Below are 20,379 nucleotides of genomic sequence, written 5' to 3' on the forward strand. Positions count from 1 at the left end.
CTTAGGCTGACTGTTCCGCCGGAACCTTTTTCCCTTTGCCATAGACATAAACCGGGTTTGTTTTTTCCTCGGCTACGTCCCGGTTCACCACTACTTCTTCCACGTTATCAAGACCCGGAAGATCAAACATGGTGGACATCAGGATGCTTTCCATAATGGACCGCAGGCCACGTGCACCCGTTTTGCGGGTAATGGCACGGTCTGCAATCGCCTTCAGGGCATCATCCGTAAAGGAAAGCTGGACATCTTCCATCTGGAACAGGCGCTGATACTGCTTGACCAGAGCATTTTTCGGCTCGGTCAGAATGCGGATCAGAGCCGCCTCATCCAGATCCCCCAGCGTTGCCAGAACCGGCAGACGGCCAATAAATTCCGGGATCAGCCCGAATTTCATCAGATCTTCCGGTTCCACATCGTGGAGAATTTCACCGGTTTTCCGCTCATCGGGAGACCGGACATCAGCACCAAAGCCAATGCCTGTCCCCTTACCGCGGGCGGTGATGATTTTATCCAGCCCGGCAAAGGCCCCGCCGCAGATGAACAGCATGTTCGTGGTATCCACCTGCAGGAACTCCTGCTGCGGATGCTTACGCCCACCCTGCGGCGGCACAGAGGCGACGGTGCCTTCCATCAGCTTCAGCAGAGCCTGCTGCACGCCCTCACCACTCACATCACGCGTGATGGAGGGATTGTCAGACTTGCGGGAAATCTTGTCGATTTCATCGATATAGACAATGCCGCGCTGCGCACGTTCCACATTGTAATCAGACGCCTGCAACAGCTTGAGGATGATGTTTTCAACATCCTCACCCACGTAACCGGCTTCGGTCAGCGTGGTGGCATCTGCCATGGTGAACGGTACGTCCAGGATACGGGCAAGCGTCTGCGCAAGCAGAGTCTTACCCGACCCGGTGGGGCCAACCAGCAGGATGTTGGACTTTGCCAGTTCAACATCGTTATTGCCTTTGGTCGCCTGCGTCAGCCGTTTGTAATGGTTATGCACCGCAACAGAGAGGACCTTCTTGGCCTCAAACTGTCCGATCACATAATCATCCAGAACCTTACAGATTTCCTTGGGAGTCGGAACGCCTTCGCGTGACTTCACCAGTGTCGTCTTGTGCTCTTCACGGATGATATCCATGCAGAGTTCAACACACTCATCGCAGATAAACACGGTCGGGCCGGCAATGAGCTTGCGCACCTCGTGCTGCGACTTCCCGCAGAAAGAGCAATAGAGTGTGTTTTTGGAATCACCGGACTTTGCGTTCATCAGCCCACTCCCTTGAACGTCCCGGACCTCAGAAAACCAGGAACCGAGTTACCAACTCTATCTGCCTTACTGCGGGCAGACCACCCCTGACATTGAACAGGAGATTTAGCGTACACCAGATTAAGGATGGCTTTTATCCTTCTTTCCAGCTTCTGTAGCCTTATGATGGCTGATTACCTTGTCAACAATCCCGAAAGACTTTGCTTCCTCGGCTGACATATAGGTATCGCGCTCCAGCTTCTGCTCAATATCCTCAAGCGTCTGGCCGGTATGCTCACGATAGATCTCGTTCAGACGCTGCCGGATAATAAGGATTTCCTTGGCCTGAATCTCAATATCGCTCGCCTGCCCCTGCGCGCCGCCAGACGGCTGATGCACCATCACGCGGGCATTTGGCAGAGCGAAACGACGCCCGGCTTCACCACCCGCCAGCAGCAGAGAGCCCATGGAGGCTGCCTGACCGATACAGACGGTGCTGACCGGGCTGCGGATGTACTGCATCGTGTCGTAGATCGCGAGACCTGCGGACACAACGCCACCCGGGCTGTTAATGTAGAAAGAAATTTCTTTCGTCGGGTTCACGCTTTCCAGATAAAGGAGCTGTGCGGAGATCACAGACGCAACCTGGTCATACACCGGGCCGGTCAGAAAGATGATCCGTTCCTGAAGCAGGCGGGAATAGATATCAAATGCCCGCTCGCCCCGGGAGGTCTGCTCGACCACCATCGGCACCAAAGCGTTGCTGAAAACCTCAACGGGATCACGATCCCTCATGTCAGTCATTCCCGTAAAAAACCTGCACCATCCTTCCCCCATTTCCGTCCGAAGACGCAAACCGGTTCAGGCACTCTCAATCAAGATAGAGATAAAGTAGCAAGATGCTACCCCGGAAAAGAAAATCTGCCCTGAAAAAGAGTGTCCCGCCGGTTCACACCGGCGGGACACAATTTTCTCAGATATCAGCCGGAGGAATATCCGATAACTCTTCCGGAGTAACTTCCTTGTCCTCCACTTTCGCGAGTTCAATCAGATAATCGACAACTTTGTTCTCGAAGATCGGACCGCGAAGGGATTCAATGGCCTGCGGGTTGTTCTGGAAGAAAGTAAAGACTTCCTTCTCCTGCCCCGGATAACGCATGGCTTCTGCGCGCATGGCGCGACCCAGTTCGTCCTGCGTAACCGTAATGGCGTTCTTGCGGCCGATTTCAGCCAGAAGAAGACCGAGCTTCACGCGGCGTTCGGCAATCTTGCGATAGTCGGCGCGCAGCGTGTCTTCGTCTTTATCTTTGTCTTCGTCGTCAAGCTGACCAGCTTTGCGGTCGGCTTCAACACGCTGCCAGATCTGCTGGAATTCCGCATCAACCATTCCCTGAGGAGCCTGGAAGTCGGTTTTCGTAGCGAGAGCGTCCAACAGGTCGCGCTTGATGCGCAGACGGGACAGCTGATCATATTCGCCTTCAACCTGCTTGCGAACGAGGTCACGCAGCTGTTCCAGCGTTTCAAAGCCCAGCTGTTTAGCCAGCTCATCATCAATCGGCGCGTCCACCGGCTTCTTCAGCTCTTTGACGGTGATGTCAAAGGTTGCTTCCTTGCCAGCCAGTTCTTCGGCCCCGTAGTTTTCGGGGAACGTCACGGTGATCTGTTTTTCTTCACCGGGCTTCATGCCTTCAATCTGCTCGGCAAAGCCGGGGATGAAGCCTTCGCCACCGATTTCAACATTGACGTCCTGCGCCGTGCCACCGTCAAACGGCACACCATCGCGCTTGCCAACGAAATCAACAGAGACAACGTCACCCTTCACAGCCGGGCGAACTTCTTCGATCGTTTCGAAGGAACGCTGGCGCTTGGCAACGTCGGCCAGGATTTTGTCGACAGCTTCATCGCTGGCAACCGCCTTCAGGCGGGTCAGGGAGAGGTCGGACAGATCCGGCACGGTGATTTCTGGCAGGATTTCGGTTTCAACCTTGAATTCAAGGTCCTTGCCGTCATCTTCCTGACCGCTCACCAGCTCAACCTGCGGCTGACCAGCAGGGCGGAGGCCGCGTTCTTCAAGCGCGGAGCGCAGGGATTCGGACACTGCCTGCTCCAGCACTTCAGCACGCACGGCTTCGCCATGACGCTGGCGCGCCAGAGAAACAGGCACCTTACCCGGGCGGAAACCAGGAAGAGTCAGGTTGGCAGCAACTTCTTTCAGACGCGCATCGCGCTTTTCTGCAAGCTCTGCTGCCGGAATGGTAATGGTGAAACCACGCTTCAGCCCTTCATTGAGGGTGTCAGTAACCTGCATCGGCCAGGCCTTCCTTTCGGTACAAACTCAAATTTCCCGCTGCAATGTGCCGAAAGGCTGCCGCGGAACAGGACGGGAGCACCATGAAAAATGGTACGGGCGGAGGGACTTGAACCCCCACGACTTGCGCCACCAGAACCTAAATCTGGCGTGTCTACCAATTCCACCACGCCCGCACGGTAAAACCCCGTCGCAAGTTGCGAGGACTTAGCCCAGAGCGTGGCTCCCGGCAAGAGACCCTCTGCACATCTCTCCATATTCATGCTGCATTCGGGTCGCTTTTTCACGCGCAGGGCCCAGATAACGGTCCAGATCCTCCGCAATTGGCCATGCACCAGCCTGAATCCCGGCCTCGCCATGCAGCCATACGCCCGCACAGGCGGCATCCCACGCAGGCATACCTGCCGCCAGCAACGCCGCAATCACACCGGACAGCGTATCGCCAGAGCCGGCAGTACCCAGAGCGGGACTCGCATGATCATTGATCGCCAGTCGTCCATTCGGGGCTGCGATCAGCGTAGATGCCCCCTTGAGCACCACAACAGCATTGATCTGCGCCGCCGCCTTCCGCACGGAGTCTGGCGGGTTTGCGCCCGGTGCCCCAAACAATTTGGTGAACTCCCCAATATGAGGCGTGATGACAGCCGCACCGCGCAGTTTTTCCAGATGCCCCGCAGCAGCAGAAAGAGCGCCTGCATCGGCAAGCACGCATTTTTGCGCCTCCAGCAACGCCGGGAGCGTTTGCGTCACCTCATCTTCTGTCAGGCCCGGGCCGCACACCCATACGGCACGCCGTTTATCAGCGAGCAAACTGTCCAGCGGGCCTTCATCAATCACCAGCCCCGGCGCCCCCAGCCTGTAAGCGGGAGCATCTTTTCCGGCTGCAATCCGCACCAGCCCTGCCCCGGCGGCCCGCGCCCCGCCAGCGCACAGGCGCGCAGCCCCCGGCATGGACTGCCCGGCACACAGGCTGACGACGCCCCGCGTATATTTATGACTCTCAGGCCCTGGCTCGGGTAGACGCCACAAGCCCGGAGCATTTTGCCAGACCTGCGGCGGAACCTGTTCCAGTGCCACCTGCGGCATTCCGATATCCGCCAGCACCAGCCGCCCCATGAAACTCCGCCCCGGATAGAGCAGATGCCCCGGCTTGAAGCGACAAAATGTGACCGTCATGGCTGCGTGGGGCGCGCCGCCGCGCACCTGCCCTGTCCCACCATCAATCCCGGACGGGATATCAATCGCCACAACCTTGCGGGCTGCCTGCAACAGATCAGCGGGCAGGCCCGTTACAGCCCGGCTCAGCCCTGCACCGAACACGGCATCAATCACCAGATCGGCACGCTCCACTTCTGCCAGAGCAAATGGCACGCGGACGCCTTCAAAACGCGCCGAGGCTTCTGCTGCGGCCGACCCAGCACACGGTGAAGCCATTTCCGCCACAGCAACCGGCCAGCCAGCCTCCGCCAGATAACGTGCCGCGACAAATCCATCGCCGCCATTATTCCCCGGCCCGCAGAGCACCAGAACCCGGCAGGGGCGCATGTAACGGCGCACCGCACGGGCAACGGCGCGCCCGGCGTTATCCATGAGTGTGGAAACCGGCACCGAGGCCGAGGCAAGTTGATCCACACGCCCCATGTCTTCTGGTGTATAAAGACTGAGGTCTGAAAGTGGGGAGACGGGCATGGAAATCCTCCTGATACGGGGAACCGGAACAGTGCCTGAAGAATACTGACTTGCACCCGGGGCGTCCCCTTGGCAATCAGACACCCTGTATCGCGCGGAGTGGCGACCTCCCGCCGCTGGCGTGCCAGTTTTTGAATTCAGTTTTTTTACGAGCGGAGTCTGCATGCCTCATTCCATTCTCTGGAGCGTCATCCTCGCTCTCCATCTCATCAGCATCATGTTCTGGCTGGGCGGTACCGCCTATGCCGCCATCATCATGCGCCAGAGCCTCTCCCTGCTGGACCCGACGCAGCGCAATTCCGTGCAACTGCAATCGCTGGGCCGCTTTTTCCGGGTACTGATGCATGTCATCCCCACAGCGCTGATTACCGGCTGGCTGATGATTCTCCATGAAGGCGGCTTTGCGCAGGCGCCGTGGACCACCAACCTTATGCAGCTGGTCGGTATCGTCATGGCTGTCCTGTATGTACGTGTGCTCACAGGACCGTTTCAGAAGGCTCGCCGGGCCCTGCGCCCGCAACCAGCCCTGTTCGACTCGATCCGTAACCAGATTCTGGTGATCATGGCGCTCGGTCTGATTGCTGTTCTGGCCGCCTCGCTGGGCCATCCGTTCCTGTAAAATAGACCGCAAGGATGGGGAAAGCTTGATTCTGGCGGGAAATGCCTTTATCGCAGCAAGCGCCTGACCGGCTTCAGCTTCTCTCCCTCCTCCGACCTTCGGGGCATGGAAAATTCAGGGCCTGTCGGTCCATGCTTATAACGACTGAAGTATCTCCGAGAGCATATTGATAGCCAAAACGCCCACCCGTCCCCGCAAGACCACGACGCGCAGCCGCACAAAAACGGCTGCCACGGCTGTAGACGCAGCCGCAACGGAAAAGGGTGCGGAAGCGCTTGAGGCTGCCCCTGCCGAAAAGGCAGAGGCGCCCAAAAAACCTGTACGGCGCCGACGGAAAGCCGCTGAACCGGCTGCTGTGGCTCCCGAAGCTACGGAACAGCCCGCGGCCCAGCCTGTGGAAGAGGCACCGGTTGCTGAAGAAGCAGCTAAGCCCAAACGCCCCCGGCGCCGTGCGACCCCTGCAAAAAAAGCCACGACGAAAGCTGCCGCTGAGTCTGCCCCTGAGCAGCCTGCGACTGAAGACTCCGTAAGCATTCCGGTTCCGACTGCAGACGCAGCCGCCCCCGAGAAAGCGCCTGAGCCTGAAAAAATTGTGGCGGCACCGGCTGCAGAAGCTCCCGCTGAGCCCGTGACAGCAGAGAGCCCTGAAGCAAAAGCGGAACCTGAAAAGGCCGCCGAGCCCAAGACAACGTTTGCCGATCTGGAACTGTCTGCACCCATTCTCCGCGCTGTAACGGAAATGGGCTACACCCACCCCACTCCCATTCAGGAACAGGCTATTCCGGCCATTCTGATGGCGAAGGATGTGCTGGGCGTGGCGCAGACCGGGACCGGGAAAACAGCATCCTTTACGCTGCCCATGCTGGAAATTCTGTCCGGCTCACGGGCCAGAGCGCGCATGCCGCGCTCCCTGATTCTGGAACCCACGCGGGAACTGGCACTTCAGGTTGCAGAAAACTTTGTGAATTACGGCAAGCACCTCAAGCTGACCCATGCGCTGCTGATTGGCGGCGAGAGCATGGCCGACCAGAAAGAAGTGCTGAACCGCGGCGTGGACGTGCTGATTGCCACACCGGGCCGTCTGCTGGACCTGTTTGAACGCGGTGGTCTGCTGCTCAACCAGACACGTATTCTGGTGATTGATGAAGCCGACCGTATGCTGGATATGGGCTTCATCCCTGACATTGAGAAAATTGTCAGCTTGTTGCCTGCCAACCGTCAGACGCTGTTCTTCTCTGCCACCATGGCTCCGGCCATCCGGCAGCTGGCGGATGCGTTCCTGCAGTCCCCCAAGGAAATCACGGTTAGCCGTGCCTCTTCCGTCGCCACCACCATTACCGCTGGTCTGGTGATTGTGGATGAGCACAACAAGCGCGACACGCTGCGCAAGTTGCTGCGCGACCCCACGATGCAGAACGCCATTGTGTTCTGTAACCGCAAGCGCGACGTGGACGTGCTGATGCAGTCCCTGCAGAAACACGGTTTTTCCGTGGGTGCCCTGCATGGTGACCTGCCGCAGTCAGTCCGATTTTCCACCCTTGAAAAATTCAAGAATGGTGAGCTGAAAATTCTGGTCTGTTCTGATGTGGCAGCCCGTGGGATTGATATTGGCGGACTCTCGCACGTCTTTAACTTCGACCTGCCGTTCCATGCCGAAGATTATGTCCACCGGATTGGCCGCACAGGCCGCGCCGGGAAGGAAGGCCACGCCTACAGCCTGGCCACGCCGTATGACAAAAATCTGGCCGAAGCCATTGAGACCCTGACCGGCAACAAAATTCCGCGTCTGACGATTGATGGTATTGAGCAGCTGGAGTGGTCGGATGAAAAACGTCCGCCGCAGGGTCGCCGCAGAGAAAAACCCGCCTCTAAAAACCAAAACGGGACTCGGGGCGAAAAAACGACCAACGCTCCGCAGCAGCATAAGGCCGCAACGCCGAAACCTGCCCCCGCAGCAGCCACCCCGCAGCCCGCGCAGGAAAGCCGCCGGTCCACTGGCCGCCTGCCCCGCCGGGATGAAGCGCCACCGATGCCTGCAGGTGATGTGGTTGGTTTTGGCCACACCATTCCAGCCTTTATGCAACTGCCGCGCCGTACGACTATTCTGGCAGACCTCCCTGCCCCGACTGCAGACGTTTCTGTATCTGAAGAAGAGGCCGCAAAGCACTCAAGGTGACAGCTCACACACCGGAGCAACACGCTTCAGACATTCGCGACGTAACCATTACCTATCTTGGCGCACAGGGTGACGGTGCCGCAGTTCTGGCTGACGGCCAGACCCTGCATGTGCCCTACACCCTGCCGGGTGAGCAGGTGCGGATAGAACGCACCGCATCCGACAAATGGGCTGCCACGGAAATTCTTGTTCCCTCTCCGGAGAGAACCGAGCCGCCCTGCCCTCTGTTTGGCGAATGCGGCGGCTGCACGCTCCAGCACATGGACCGTGCCGCACTGCTGGTCTGGAAAACGGACCGTGTGATGGCAGCCCTCAAAAAAGCTGGTTTTTCTGATCTGCCTGAGCCGAAGGCGTTTCAGGTGCAGCCCCATAGTCGCCGCCGGGCAGATCTGGCCGTACGCAGAGAGGGCAAAGAGGTTCTGCTTGGTCTGCATACCCGTGGCAGCACGGACGTGATTGACCTGACAACCTGCGCCGTTCTCCATCCTGCCATTATGGACTGCCTGCCGGCCCTCCGTCAGACGCTCAGAAGTCTGGAAGGGCTGTATCGGGCTGGGGATGTGCGGATTAATCTGCTCGAGTCGGGACTGGATATTCTTCTGGTCACTGATGGCCCCCTTTCCACCGTGGACCGCACCCGACTCGCCACCTTATCGGCTGAACAGGGCATTCCGCGCATCTGCTGGCAGCGGCAGGGCGATCAGGGTCTGCCGGAAACAGCCGCTCAAACGCGCCCGGTGCAGCATACGCTGGCGGGTTCCACCGTCAGTCCGCCGACCGGGGCCTTTTTTCAGGCTACAGCAGAAAGTGAGACGCTGATCCAGCAGGCCGTGCTGGACGCTCTGCCCAAGCTGAATAAGCGTGATGTGGTGATTGAACTGTATGCGGGCTGTGGCACGCTCAGCTTCCCGCTGGCCAGCCGTGCCCGTGTGCAGGCGTATGAGGGCTACCCGCCTGCCGCAACAGCCCTGAAGAACGCTGCCGGCGGCACGCGGCTGGAAGTGGCCTGTCGGGATTTAAACCGCCAGCCCATTATGGCCAAGGAACTGGCCCAGGCAGGCTGTGTGGTGCTGGACCCGCCGCATGCCGGGGCCAAGCTGCAAATGAAGCAGATGGTTATAGGCAAGCCCCGCAGCCTGATTTACGTCAGCTGTAATCCTGCCGCCCTGACCAACGATGCCGCAGCCCTGCACGCTGCAGGCTATCGCCTGACCAGCGTGACAGTCATTGACCAGTTCCTGTGGTCAGCCGAGGTTGAAGCCGTTTGCGGCTTCAAACATGAAAGCTCTCGCCGCAGCCGCACCGGCCTTTCTCATTCGGGTTGATGAAGACAAATCCTTCCTCAAGTTCCGTCTGATGGTAGTCCATCTGCGTTCCGATCAGGAACAGGGTGGCCTTGCGGTCTACCAGCAGGGTCAGGCCTTTGTCTGACACCACCTCATCCCCTTCTGTCGGGGTTTCTACAAACTGCATGTCATAGGCTTTGCCGGAGCAGCCTTTGGTGGTGACGCTGATACGCAGCAACTGCCCGGCATGGGCCGTTTTATACAAATGCCGGAGGCGTTCCGCCGCTGCGTCAGACAGACGCATTAACGGCGGCAGGGCTCTTTTGACGGGCGGCGCAACACTGGTCTGAGACATCGGTCCGTCCTTTCGATTAAAACATATTCAGGGCAAGGCGGGCTTCATCGCTCATGCGGGACATATCCCACGGCGGATCCCACACCACCTCGACCTGAGCAGAAGCAACGCCCGGCACTTTCTCCACAGCGTCCTTCACCTGCACCGGCAGTTCCTGCGCACTCGGGCAGTTGGGGGCCGTGAGAGTCATTTCGATTTTCACGCGGCCATCATCATACAGATCAATCGCGTAAATCAGCCCCAGTTCGTAAATATTGACCGGAATTTCCGGGTCATGAACCGTGGCAATGGCTTCAATCACTGCGTCTTCAGAGGCCGGGCCGGTCGCCTCTCCAGCACCCTCTGGGGCAGGACTGTTGGCCGCCGTCTCCCCATCTGCAGGAACTGCTTCAACTCCCTCCGCCGAAGCACTGGCACTGGCACTGGCACTGGCACTGGCACTGGCAGGCGCAGCATCGGCATTATCAGGCGTCCAGCTTTCGACCCGTGCTGTCTTTGCACCAGCCTCCGGCGCATCAGCGTGCAGAACGTCCGTGGTAGCAGTCTGCGTCATTGTGTCCTGCTCCTGCAGTTCAGGAGCATGCACCTTTTCAGACATCGACATGAGAAAGCGCCTCCTTCAAAGCAACCCAGGGCAATTCTGCACAGCGGATTCTCGCCCGGTGTGCGCGCAGCGGGGCAAATGCTTCCAGAGGCCCCAATGCAGTTGTATCCGTATTCACATCCGGCGTGCTGGCCGGTTCATTCACCAGCATGGCGGAAAAGCGTCGGCTGAGATCCTGCGCCTGCGGGACAGTCAAACCGGTCACGCGTTCAGCCATCAAATCCGCTGCGGCAAGGCAAATAGCACAGCCGCGCGTCTGATGTCTGATCTGACTGATATGGGTATCAGCCATCTGAACGTCCACCCGGGTCTTGTCCCCGCAGAGCGGGTTTTTCCCCTCTCCCTGCGCATCAGCCTGTTCCAGCCGCCCTGCATGAAGAGGAGTGCGAGCACGATCGACAATCAGCCGATCATACAACGCACCGCTATCCGTCAGGCTGTTCACACAAAGAAATTCCGAATGCGCACCAGCGTATCCGCCAGTGTGTCGATTTCTTCCGGCAGGGTGTAAATGCCAAAGCTGGCGCGGGCTGTTGCCGTAAGGCCAAGGCGACGCATGAGCGGCTCCGCACAATGGTGTCCGGCCCGCACGGCAATGCCGTTCCGGTCCAGCAGAGTCGCAATATCGTGCGGGTGGACATCGTCCATGGTGAAGGAAATCACCCCACCACGCTCTTTAGGCTGGCCCACCACTTTCAAGCCCGGCACATCCGCCAGACGGGTCAGTGCATGTGCTGTCAAAGCGGCCTCATGCGCCCCAATAGCCTCAAACCCGATAGCCTCCACCCAGGAGATGGCCGCACCAAGACCAATGGTCTCAATAATGGCCGGGGTGCCTGCCTCGAATTTATGCGGGACATTGGCCCATGTGGATTTTTCAAAGGTCACGGTGGAGATCATGTCTCCCCCACCCATGAAGGGCGGCATGGCCTCCAGCAGTTCTTTGCGCGCCCACAGCACGCCAATCCCTGTGGGACCATAAAGCTTGTGGCCGGTGAAGGTGTAGAAATCCGCACCCAGAGCCTGCACATCTGTCTTGCGATGCACCACGGACTGGCTGCCATCAAACAGTACCTGCGCACCGGCGGCATGCGCCATATCCGCAATAGTCTTGGCCGGCGTCACAGTACCGAGCACGTTAGACATATGGGTCATGGCAACCAGCGCCACCTTCCCATCTGCCAGCAGGCCTTGCAGCGCATCGAGGTCGATATCCCCGGCGTCCGTAATGGGGGCAACACGCAGCTCAATCCCGGCGCGGTCCCGCAGCATCTGCCAGGGGATCAGGTTGGCGTGGTGTTCCATTTCGGAAATAACCACCGCCTGCCCCGGCTTGAGCAGAGCTCCGAACGAATGGGCCACCAGATTGATGGCTTCCGTGCTGTTGCGCGTGAACACAATTTCTTCACGGGAGTGCGCGTTTAGAAAGCGCGCAACCTGATCGCGCACGGCTTCATACGCTTCCGTGGTGCGCTCACTCATCCAGTAGAGGCCACGATGAATATTGGCATACTGGCAGCGCATGGTGTGCGCCATCGCCTCAATCACCGCTTCCGGCTTTTGAGCGGAGGCCGCGCTATCCAGAAAGACCAGTGGGCGGTCATGCACTTTTTGCGACAGGATGGGGAATTGCTGGCGGATTGCCGCCACGTCCAGATCCTGCCGGACTTTGTCCTGTGTGGATGCCATGCTCATGCACTTTCTCCTGCAACTGGGAAAGACCGGGCCAGCATCTGCGTGCAGAGTGTGCGGGCCGTGTCGTCTTCAATCAGACCCAGTGCTTCATCCATAAACGCATGGATAAGGATCTGCCGCGCTTCCGCATCCGGCACGCCACGGCTGCGCAGATAGAAAAGCTGATCGTCATCCAGCGCGCCAACCGTAGCACCATGGCTGCACTTCACATCATCCGCGTAGATTTCAAGCTCAGGCTTGGCATCAATTTCCGCGTTTTCAGACAGCAGCAGCGCCTGATTCATCTGGTAGCCGTCCGTCTTCTGGGCCACCCGATCCACAAACACCTTACCCTGAAACACGCCGCGCGCATGGCCGTCCAGTACGTTCCGCACGGTCTGGCGGGAAATGCAATCGGGTGCAGCGTGCGTGATGACACTGGTGACATCGCCAATCTGCTTACCACCCAGCATCTGCGCCCCGTTCACATGAACAGTCGCAAACGGGGCCGCCAGACGGGCGTGAATTTCCTGACGGGACAAGGCTGCGCCCAGACCCAGAACGAAGCTGTCATACGTGCCGCGCTCTGCAACCTGTGCGTAGGTCGTAGCCAGACACGCCGCATCCTGCCCTTCGGTCTGAAGGGTGACATGCTTGAGGTTGGCTTCCGCCGCCACGCTGATTTCCAGCACCGGGTTATGCAGATAACGCCCCTGCCCTGCCTGAATGCTGATCAGGGTGAGCTGTGCGCCCTCGTCCAGCGTGACAGAATGCCGCGGATGGAAAGACACCGGCGTATCCGTCTGGCCCAGAGAGACCAGCAGCACGTCGCCGCCGTTCTTGCCAGCCGGCACATGCAGCTGTGCACCGTCAGACGCCAGAGCAGCGTTCAGAGCTGTTAGCGGGTCACGATCCGGAGCAGACAGCGCACCGAAGGTCTGGGTCTTGGCGAAGAAAGAGACATCAACCTCAGCAGGCAACACGGAAAACGGCTCGGCATAGCGCCCGTTGACGAACACCAGACGCGGCAGTTCCGCCAGCGGGCCATTGCTCAGCCCGAGGTTTTCAAGCTGCGCCTGAACCTGCCCGGCGTCATACACCTCAGCCGGAGCCGCCAGCGGCGTTTCTGTCAGAAAACGGAGGCTGGTATAGCGCCATTCTTCAACACGGCGGTCAGGCAGCCCACTTCTGTGCAAAGCGCCTATCGCTGCCTTGCGCACCGGGTCTGTCACCCCGTCCAGACGTGTGCCGAACGGGGCCAGCGTGTCTGACCGATCTTTTGTGATTGCGTTCACGCCGCCTCAGCCTCCGCCAGGAACCGGGTGTAGCCTTCACGGTCGATCTGCTGCGCCAGTTCCGGCCCACCAGAATGGATAATCCGGCCTTTGGCCATCACATGGATGCGGTCCGGCACCAGATAGTCCAGCAGGCGCTGATGATGGGTAATGACCAGCGCGGAGAAGCTGGGGGAGCGCAGACGATTAACGCCCTCCGCCACAATACGCAGAGCATCCACATCCAGCCCGCTATCCGTTTCATCCAGAATAGCGAAGGACGGCTGAAGGAGTGTCATCTGCAGCACTTCGTTGCGCTTCTTCTCACCCCCGGAGAAGCCGACATTCACGTTCCGCTTCAGCATGTCCGGCGCCATGGAAAGTTCCTTGGCGGCAGCACGGGCTGTTTTCAGGAAGGTGACGGCATCCAGTTCGTCTTTCCCACGGGCACGACGCACTGCGTTCACAGCCGTGCGCAGGAAGTTGGCGTTGTTCACGCCCGGCAGCTCGATGGGGGACTGGAACGCCAGAAAGAGGCCCGCCGCAGCGCGCTCTTCCGGTTCCATCTCCAGTAGGTCCTTGCCCTGAAAGTTTACGGTGCCTGCCGTCACTTCATAATCTTCACGCCCGGCCAGCACGTAGGACAGGGTGGATTTCCCTGACCCGTTCGGCCCCATGATGGCGTGAACCTCACCCGGCGGGATGCTCAGATCCACACCTTTGAGGATTTCCTTTTCCTGCCCGTCAGCATCAATCCGGGCGCACAGACCGGAAATATCCAAAAACTGGGTCATGTCATGCACTCCCTTACCCTACGCTGCCTTCGAGGCTGATCTGCAACAATTTCTGAGCTTCCACGGCAAACTCCATGGGCAGCTCTTTCAAAACGTCACGGCAGAAGCCGTTGACGATAAGCCCCACCGCATCCTCTTCGGAAAGCCCGCGCTGACGGCAGTAGAACAGCTGGTCTTCCGAAATTTTGGAGGTGGTCGCTTCATGTTCAATGCGTGCGCCCATATTGCGATTTTCAATATAGGGCACGGTATGCGCGCCACACTGATCACCGATCAGCAGGCTATCGCACTGTGTAAAGTTTCGCGCGCCGGAGGCCTTGGGCAGCACACGCACCAGACCGCGATATGTGCTGTCTGAATGCCCGGCACTGATGGTCTTGGCAATGATGGTCGAGCGGGTATTCCGCCCGATATGGATCATCTTGGTACCGGTATCGGCCTGCTGGTGATTGTTGGTCACCGCCACGGAATAGAATTCCCCCACGGAGCCTTCACCCTGCAGAATGCAGGACGGGTATTTCCATGTAATGGCGGAGCCGGTTTCCACCTGCGTCCAGGAGATCTTGGAGCGTGCGCCACGGCATGCGCCGCGCTTGGTCACGAAGTTATAGATCCCGCCCCGGCCATTTTCATCACCCGGATACCAGTTCTGCACCGTGGAATATTTGATGGAGGCATCTTCCATCGCCACCAGTTCCACCACGGCCGCATGCAGCTGGTTTTCGTCCCGCATGGGGGCCGTGCAGCCTTCAAGGTAAGAGACGGAAGCACCGTCTTCCACCACAATCAGCGTCCGCTCAAACTGCCCGGTATTTTTGGCATTGATACGGAAATAGGTGGAGAGCTCCATCGGGCAGCGCACGCCTTTGGGCACGAACACAAAGGAGCCATCGGTAAACACAGCGGAGTTGAGCGCGGCGTAAAAGTTATCGCCTGCCGGCACCACACTGCCCAGATACTTGCGGACCAGATCCGGATAATCCCGCACCGCTTCAGAAATCGGGCAGAAGATCACGCCCGCTTCTTCCAGCGTCTTGCGGAAGGTGGTGACAACGGAAACACTGTCAAACACGGCATCAACGGCCACGGGCGGACGGGCGGTCTCGCCTTCCGGCAGCTCCACACCGGCCAGCATCGCCTGCTCATGCAGTGGAATGCCCAGCTTTTCGTAGGTGCGCAGCAGTTCGGGGTCCACTTCTTCAAGGGACTTCGGGCCGGGCTTTTTCCTGGGTGCTGCGTAGTAATGCAGGTCCTGATAATCAATCGGCGGGTAGGACACCTTGGCCCATTCGGGCTCTTCGGTCTTAAGCCAGGCGCGATAGGCCGCCAGCCGCCATTCCAGAAGCCATTCCGGCTCCTCTTTTCTGGCGGAAATCAGGCGAATGGTATCTTCGTTCAGCCCCTTGGGCGCGACGTCCATATCAATGTCCGTCTCGAAGCCCCATTTGTAGGAAGACTGACCGAGTTTTTCGACTGCTTCACGCGTTTCGGTGACTGCTGGCATTGTTCAAGCCCCTTCGCGTCTCGTGCTGGCGCTCATCAGCGCGTTTCTCTTCGTCATGACTGCACCGCATGCGCTCTTCTGGCGCATGATCTCCAGAGAAATACCTTCCAACGTGTCCCGAATGGCTTTGTTGATGGTATCCCAGCTGCCGCACATGCCGCAGGACACGCCGGTATCACACTCTCCACCATCCACACAGGCTGTCAGCGCAATCTTGCCATCCACTGCCGTAATAACGCTGGCCACAGAGATATCAGCCAGCGGGCGGGCCAGCCGGTAGCCGCCTTTGGCACCCCGCTGGGACAGCACAAACTTGTGAGCGGACAAAACCTTGAGGATTTTCGCGACAGTCGGTTCCGGCACACCGGTCTCGGCAGCAAGGGCGGGTGATGTCACCACGCCATCCTGCTCGCCAAGATTGACAAGTATGACAACCGCATAGTCCGCCAGACGGGAAAGTTTCAGCATTATCCTGCCATCAGGTGATTGGAGACCAGTCAGGTCCTGTTTCAGACACATGGGGCGAAGCGGGCCAAAGGTCAACCCAAAAGCAGCATAGCTGCCCCGGCGGTCTTACTGGGCGTTCAACCCAAACAGCAGCCGCAGGACGGCAAACAGCAACGCCCCTACGCCAAAGCCAACCAGTGTACCGTTGAAGCGGACATATTGCAGGTCCTTCCCCACGCGCAGTTCCAGCTTTTCCGCAATCTGCACTGCGTCCCATCCCGCCACCACGCGGGCGATGAAATCCGCCATCCGCTCCCGCACAAACGGCAGGGCCTTGACGGTGGCCTTGTCTACGCTGGCCATAATCCGCTGCCGCATAACCGGGTCTTCCCGCAACTGCGCGGTAATATGCGTCAGCCCCTCCTGCACCAGAGAGGCAATGCGACCATCCGGGTCTTCCACATCCGCTTCCACCAGACGCCGGAAGCGCTGCCAGATATCGGCCCACCAGCTCACGACACTTTCATGTGAGAGCACGCCCATAATGGCCTGAGAGATATCGCTGCCGCGTTCGGGGTCCGTCTCAATGCGGTCAATCTGGGACCGCACCCAGGTTGTAAAGCCTTCACGCAGAGTGGAATTCTGCGGGTCCACCCGCTCCAGTTCCTTGCTGGCCGCCAGCAGCMCCCGCGTTGCAATCGAACCGCCTATAGCCCAGCCGAGTAAACGACCGCCCTGCTCACGCACGCGCTCCTCAATCATGGTGCGCAGCGCGCCTTCTCTGGCCTGCAAACCATCCTTGATCTGGCTGAGCAGAAAGGACAGCACTTCCTGATGGCGGTCATCATCCACAAGGCTGCGCAGAGCGCGCGCCACAATGGGAGCCAGATTGCTGTTGCCCAGCAGACGGGGGAAAATCTTGCCAATGGCCCCGCTGGCCCGCCCGTCTTCCAGCCGGTCCAGCATTTTGGGCATGGAAGCAAGGACGGAGCGCGTCAGCGTCTCCCGCGTTGCCGGGTCATCCAGCATGTTGGCCAGAAAGGTGGGGATATCTACCTGCTCCAGCACGCGGGCAATTTCTTTTTCCGTAAAGACCTGCCCGGACACAAAACGCCCCAGCGCGCGGCCCAGCCGTTCCTTCTGGGCTGGCAGAATAGCCGTGTGGGGAATCGGCAAACCCATGGGGTGGCGGAACAGGGCAACCACGGCAAACCAGTCCGCCAGACCGCCCACAACGCCAGCGCGCGCCCCGGCCCGCAGCATTTCCAGCCAGAAGCCATCCTTCACCCATCCGGCAGCGGGGGCCGCGTAGCCCGCAACAGTCAGCCCTCCCATGCCCACCAGCAGGCCGGTGGCAGCGCGCTGGTAGCGTTTGAGGGTCTTCCGGGCGGCGAGATCGCCGTCACTTTCAGGGTATGACGTCATAGTATCTGAATAGCACTCCCACTCTCGCCCCCCAAGTGTGCGTGAGTGTGTTGCAGCGAAAGAGCAGACATGAAACTGTAACGCCTCCCCCTTCCCCCCGCCGTACTGCGAACCCTGAGCGAGGTGCAATAATGGATTTTTCTACTCTTCCGCCCAAACTTCAGACCATTTTTGCACCGATCCTGCAGGACAAAGACGCCCTGCTGCCGGTGGAAGGGGTGAATCCGGTTCTCTGTACCGCCCGCCAGCTGGAAGATGCGCTGGAAGACGGCGATCTGTCCCTTTCAGATGTGACCGCTCTGGTGCAGACCCTTCGGGATTCCGCCTTTCTGCGTCGCGCCAGACGCCTGCATCGTTACGTAGGAGGCGCGGAGACCACCACCACCGCCAAACGGCTGTCTGCCGTGGCTCAGCGGGTCATAGCATCCCTGCCCGTCCCCACGCCCGAGGCTTTCCAAGCCGCCGTCAGTCCCGTGCGTTTTGCCGCTGTTTTTACAGCGCACCCTACATTTGCCCTCAGCAACCCAGTCTATGCGGCGCTAGCCGACTGTGCCTCCGAGGATGTTTTACCGGACGAGGCTCCGTTTTTTGAAACGCATCGGCGGGACGGACCGCCTACGCTGGAAGAAGAATTTACCCTCGCCACACAGGCCATCATCCGGGCGCGAGACGCCATGGATCAGCTGAATGGCGCACTTTTAGAGACCGCCCGACAACACTGGCCAGAGTCATGGGCCTCCATCATCCCCCGCCCGGTCATCGCTACAAGCTGGGTGGGGTATGATACGGATGGACGCACGGATATTGGCTGGTGGGACACGCTGCGTCTCCGTCTGCGCATGAAGCTGTTTCAGCTGGAACGCCTTGATCAGCAGATAAGCGCGACTGGTGTTTCTGCCCCAGCTCTGACGGACCGGCTGCACAAGGCCATTGCCTGCGTCAAAACGCAGATCAGCGCCACACCGACCGGCCCGGATGCCGAAGCCGTCGCCAAATTTGCAGACGCGCTGGTGAACGAACACGCGACAGCCCTGCTCAATGTGGATGATCTGGCAGAAGAGCTGGACGCTGCTGTGAAAGCTGCGCCGCCTGCTGCGCAGCTCCCGCTGGCCGTGGCGCGTGCGGGCTTCATGGCGCACGGTCTGGCACTGGCCCACACACATGTGCGGCTGAACGCCACACAAATTCATAATTTTGTTCGCCAGAAGCTCGATATTCCGGATGACCCGGCCAATCCGGCCCACCGGCGCGCGCTCCTCAACCGCCTGAATGAAGCTCTGGAAAGCGTGCAGCCTGTGCCGGTTGATTTCGGCGCGCTGATGAGTGACCCATCTACGGCAGGCCGCCTGATGATGACGGTCGCCCAGATAACCAAACACATTGATAACCAAACGCCCGTCCGTTTTCTGATTGCTGAAACGGAAACGGGTTACACCCTGTTGGCAGCGCTTTGGGCGGCGCTGCATTTCGGTGTGGCGGACAAGGTGGAAATTTCCCCCCTGTTTGAAACAGAAGACGCGCTGAGCAATGGCGACCGTATTGTGGAAGAAGCCCTCCGCTCCCCCACATGGCGGGCCTATGTGCAGCGCACCGGGCGTATCAGCTTCCAGTTCGGCTATTCCGATTCCGGCCGTTATGTCGGCCAGCTGGCTGCCACCTATCTTATTGAGCGCCTGCGCCTGAAAATTCATGACCTGCTGGTCCGCTGGAACCTGCAGAACGTGACGGTCATTTTCTTTGATACGCATGGCGAGAGCATTGGACGCGGCGCGCATCCTTTCCGGATGGCCGGGCGGCTGAGCTATCTCTCCCCTACCCATGTGCGGACCGAATTTGCCAAAACCGGCATTGCCTGCCGGGAGGAAACGGCCTTTCAGGGCGGGGATGGGTATCTGCTGTTCGGCACCCCGCATCTGGCGGGCGCGACACTCGCGACCATTGCGGAAAACCTGTTCAATCCGCTGCATCAGGAAGGCGACCCGGTTTATGAACAGCCGGTCTTTTCGGCTGATTTCTTCTCCAGCATTTCCGAAGGCATGCAGGCTCTGGTGGAAGACCCCGGTTACGCCGCCCTGCTGGGGGCATTTGGCCCGGCGCTGATTGACCGCACCGGCTCGCGTCCCCCGGCCCGCCAGAGTGCGGAAGCCGCCACCAGCACCCGCCTGACGCATCCGGGCCAGCTTCGCGCCATTCCCAACAATGCGATTCTCCAGCAGCTCGGCTGGTGCGCCAACACGCTGCAAGGACTGGGAGCCGCCGCGCGCCGTCACCCGGAAACATTTGAAAGCTTCAACACCTCCAGCCCGCGCTTCCATCGCGCTCTGGACTTTGCCCGGCATGCCTTAACCAGTTCGGATGACAGGGTTCTGCAATCCGTCATCAATCTGCTGGACCCCAGCTACTGGCTGGACCGCGCCACGGCAGAACCCAAAGCCCCACGCCGGGCCGCTTTTCTCACCGTGATGCAGGATCTGGAAAAACTGAACCTTTCAGCAGACCTGCGCACCATGTTCCGCCGCATTCAGGCAGACCATCTGGCCCTGCGGGAAGCGTGGGAGGATGCCCCGCATGGCGCGCCGCTCAACCGCGCGTTGCATGCCATTCGGGTGGCGTTGATTGAGCGCATCTGGATTCTGGCCTGCCGCATTCCCTTCTTCATGCCGCGCGGGGGCTTTAACCGCGATGTCATGATGCAGCAGATCCTGCGTCTGGAAATTCCTGCTGTGCTTAAGGAAATGGTGCATATTTTCCCATCCGGCACCGTCGCCTCCAACCTTGATTTCTATGAACCCCGCGGCCCGCGGGAGCAGGGCATCTATGAACGCGAGCATCGGGAAATTTTTCTGCCCATGCAGCAGATGTTCGCCCTGCTCCGTGAGATCAGCGTGGGCGTCATGCATGACATTGGCGCATTTGGCTAAACAGGGGCACAACCCCACCATGAATGCTTAGCCCGGAACCAAACTCTTCGGGCT

Annotated in this window: 17 protein-coding genes and 1 tRNA gene; 4 read left to right on the forward strand and 14 right to left on the reverse strand. The window is 59.4% G+C overall.

The window, feature by feature from the left end:
* Position 1 precedes the first annotated feature (1 nt).
* From clpX to KP703_RS03855, 5 genes are all read right to left on the reverse strand, one after another.
* Positions 2-1,270, reverse strand: coding sequence for an ATP-dependent Clp protease ATP-binding subunit ClpX (gene clpX / locus KP703_RS03835; RefSeq protein ID WP_062250763.1), 1,269 nt, complete (start codon positions 1,268-1,270; stop codon positions 2-4).
* Positions 1,271-1,390: 120 nt separating this feature from the next.
* Positions 1,391-2,053, reverse strand: coding sequence for an ATP-dependent Clp protease proteolytic subunit (locus tag KP703_RS03840; RefSeq protein WP_197463990.1), 663 nt, complete (start codon positions 2,051-2,053; stop codon positions 1,391-1,393).
* 169 nt (positions 2,054-2,222) lie between these two features.
* Positions 2,223-3,557: a trigger factor gene (gene tig, locus KP703_RS03845; RefSeq protein ID WP_062141880.1), complete on the reverse strand. Its 1,335-nt coding sequence runs from the start codon at positions 3,555-3,557 to the stop codon at positions 2,223-2,225.
* A gap of 91 nt (positions 3,558-3,648) precedes the next feature.
* A tRNA-Leu gene (locus KP703_RS03850) sits at positions 3,649-3,733 on the reverse strand.
* A gap of 31 nt (positions 3,734-3,764) precedes the next feature.
* Entirely contained in the window at positions 3,765-5,246 is a 1,482-nt protein-coding gene (locus tag KP703_RS03855) for an NAD(P)H-hydrate dehydratase (RefSeq protein ID WP_215753857.1), read from the reverse strand.
* Positions 5,247-5,409: 163 nt separating this feature from the next.
* Here KP703_RS03855 and KP703_RS03860 point away from each other — a divergent pair, with 163 nt between their 5' ends.
* From KP703_RS03860 to KP703_RS03870, 3 genes are all read left to right on the forward strand, one after another.
* Positions 5,410-5,865 (forward strand): hypothetical protein, encoded by a 456-nt coding sequence (locus tag KP703_RS03860; RefSeq protein ID WP_062273370.1) that lies wholly within the window; start codon positions 5,410-5,412, stop codon positions 5,863-5,865.
* A 166-nt stretch (positions 5,866-6,031) separates the two neighbouring features.
* On the forward strand, positions 6,032-8,041 hold the full coding sequence (locus KP703_RS03865) for a DEAD/DEAH box helicase (protein WP_215753858.1): 2,010 nt from the start codon (positions 6,032-6,034) through the stop codon (positions 8,039-8,041).
* Positions 8,038-9,366 (forward strand): class I SAM-dependent RNA methyltransferase, encoded by a 1,329-nt coding sequence (locus KP703_RS03870; protein ID WP_373687434.1) that lies wholly within the window; start codon positions 8,038-8,040, stop codon positions 9,364-9,366. The genes KP703_RS03865 and KP703_RS03870 overlap by 4 nt, the downstream gene beginning before the upstream one ends.
* Here the strand turns inward: KP703_RS03870 and KP703_RS03875 are convergent.
* The 9 genes from KP703_RS03875 to KP703_RS03915 all read right to left on the reverse strand — a co-directional run bounded on the left by KP703_RS03875 (position 9,314) and on the right by KP703_RS03915 (position 17,404).
* On the reverse strand, positions 9,314-9,682 hold the full coding sequence (locus tag KP703_RS03875) for an iron-sulfur cluster assembly accessory protein (RefSeq protein ID WP_062273367.1): 369 nt from the start codon (positions 9,680-9,682) through the stop codon (positions 9,314-9,316). The two genes, KP703_RS03870 and KP703_RS03875, sit on opposite strands and share 53 nt — an antisense overlap.
* A 16-nt stretch (positions 9,683-9,698) precedes the next feature.
* Positions 9,699-10,286, reverse strand: a complete 588-nt coding sequence (locus KP703_RS03880; RefSeq protein WP_373687435.1) for an SUF system Fe-S cluster assembly protein — start codon at positions 10,284-10,286, stop codon at positions 9,699-9,701.
* Positions 10,273-10,731 (reverse strand): Fe-S cluster assembly sulfur transfer protein SufU, encoded by a 459-nt coding sequence (gene sufU / locus KP703_RS03885; RefSeq protein ID WP_215753859.1) that lies wholly within the window; start codon positions 10,729-10,731, stop codon positions 10,273-10,275. Before sufU ends, KP703_RS03880 begins: the two co-directional genes overlap by 14 nt.
* Positions 10,728-11,975 (reverse strand): aminotransferase class V-fold PLP-dependent enzyme, encoded by a 1,248-nt coding sequence (locus KP703_RS03890; RefSeq protein ID WP_156482838.1) that lies wholly within the window; start codon positions 11,973-11,975, stop codon positions 10,728-10,730. The genes sufU and KP703_RS03890 overlap by 4 nt, the downstream gene beginning before the upstream one ends.
* Positions 11,976-11,977: 2 nt before the next feature.
* Positions 11,978-13,255: a Fe-S cluster assembly protein SufD gene (sufD, locus tag KP703_RS03895; protein ID WP_215753860.1), complete on the reverse strand. Its 1,278-nt coding sequence runs from the start codon at positions 13,253-13,255 to the stop codon at positions 11,978-11,980.
* Positions 13,252-14,028 (reverse strand): Fe-S cluster assembly ATPase SufC, encoded by a 777-nt coding sequence (gene sufC, locus KP703_RS03900; protein ID WP_061502878.1) that lies wholly within the window; start codon positions 14,026-14,028, stop codon positions 13,252-13,254. The genes sufD and sufC overlap by 4 nt, the downstream gene beginning before the upstream one ends.
* A gap of 13 nt (positions 14,029-14,041) precedes the next feature.
* Entirely contained in the window at positions 14,042-15,532 is a 1,491-nt protein-coding gene (sufB, locus tag KP703_RS03905; protein ID WP_062141889.1) for a Fe-S cluster assembly protein SufB, read from the reverse strand.
* A 3-nt stretch (positions 15,533-15,535) separates the two neighbouring features.
* Positions 15,536-16,000, reverse strand: a complete 465-nt coding sequence (locus KP703_RS03910) for an SUF system Fe-S cluster assembly regulator (protein WP_043550641.1) — start codon at positions 15,998-16,000, stop codon at positions 15,536-15,538.
* Positions 16,001-16,105: 105 nt separating this feature from the next.
* Entirely contained in the window at positions 16,106-17,404 is a 1,299-nt protein-coding gene (locus KP703_RS03915) for a DUF445 domain-containing protein (RefSeq protein WP_215753861.1), read from the reverse strand.
* Positions 17,405-17,535: 131 nt separating this feature from the next.
* On the opposite strand from KP703_RS03915, the gene KP703_RS03920 reads away from it, so the two are divergent.
* On the forward strand, positions 17,536-20,325 hold the full coding sequence (locus tag KP703_RS03920) for a phosphoenolpyruvate carboxylase (RefSeq protein ID WP_215753862.1): 2,790 nt from the start codon (positions 17,536-17,538) through the stop codon (positions 20,323-20,325).
* Positions 20,326-20,379: the final 54 nt, after the last annotated feature.

Source organism: Acetobacter sp. P5B1, from assembly GCF_018811985.1.
GTDB classification, from domain to species: Bacteria; Pseudomonadota; Alphaproteobacteria; order Acetobacterales; family Acetobacteraceae; genus Acetobacter; species Acetobacter cerevisiae.

Bases quoted from the DNA above. Each gene is read 5' to 3' on its own strand.
- clpX (WP_062250763.1), bottom strand. From the start codon at position 1,270: ATGAACGCAAAGTCCGGTGATTCCAAAAACACACTCTATTGCTCTTTC.
- KP703_RS03840 (WP_197463990.1), bottom strand. From the start codon at position 2,053: ATGACTGACATGAGGGATCGTGATCCCGTTGAGGTTTTCAGCAACGCT.
- tig (WP_062141880.1), bottom strand. From the start codon at position 3,557: ATGCAGGTTACTGACACCCTCAATGAAGGGCTGAAGCGTGGTTTCACC.
- KP703_RS03855 (WP_215753857.1), bottom strand. From the start codon at position 5,246: ATGCCCGTCTCCCCACTTTCAGACCTCAGTCTTTATACACCAGAAGAC.
- KP703_RS03860 (WP_062273370.1), top strand. From the start codon at position 5,410: ATGCCTCATTCCATTCTCTGGAGCGTCATCCTCGCTCTCCATCTCATC.
- KP703_RS03875 (WP_062273367.1), bottom strand. From the start codon at position 9,682: ATGTCTCAGACCAGTGTTGCGCCGCCCGTCAAAAGAGCCCTGCCGCCG.
- KP703_RS03880 (WP_373687435.1), bottom strand. From the start codon at position 10,286: ATGTCGATGTCTGAAAAGGTGCATGCTCCTGAACTGCAGGAGCAGGAC.
- KP703_RS03890 (WP_156482838.1), bottom strand. From the start codon at position 11,975: ATGGCATCCACACAGGACAAAGTCCGGCAGGATCTGGACGTGGCGGCA.
- sufC (WP_061502878.1), bottom strand. From the start codon at position 14,028: ATGACCCAGTTTTTGGATATTTCCGGTCTGTGCGCCCGGATTGATGCT.
- sufB (WP_062141889.1), bottom strand. From the start codon at position 15,532: ATGCCAGCAGTCACCGAAACGCGTGAAGCAGTCGAAAAACTCGGTCAG.
- KP703_RS03910 (WP_043550641.1), bottom strand. From the start codon at position 16,000: ATGCTGAAACTTTCCCGTCTGGCGGACTATGCGGTTGTCATACTTGTC.
- KP703_RS03920 (WP_215753862.1), top strand. From the start codon at position 17,536: ATGGATTTTTCTACTCTTCCGCCCAAACTTCAGACCATTTTTGCACCG.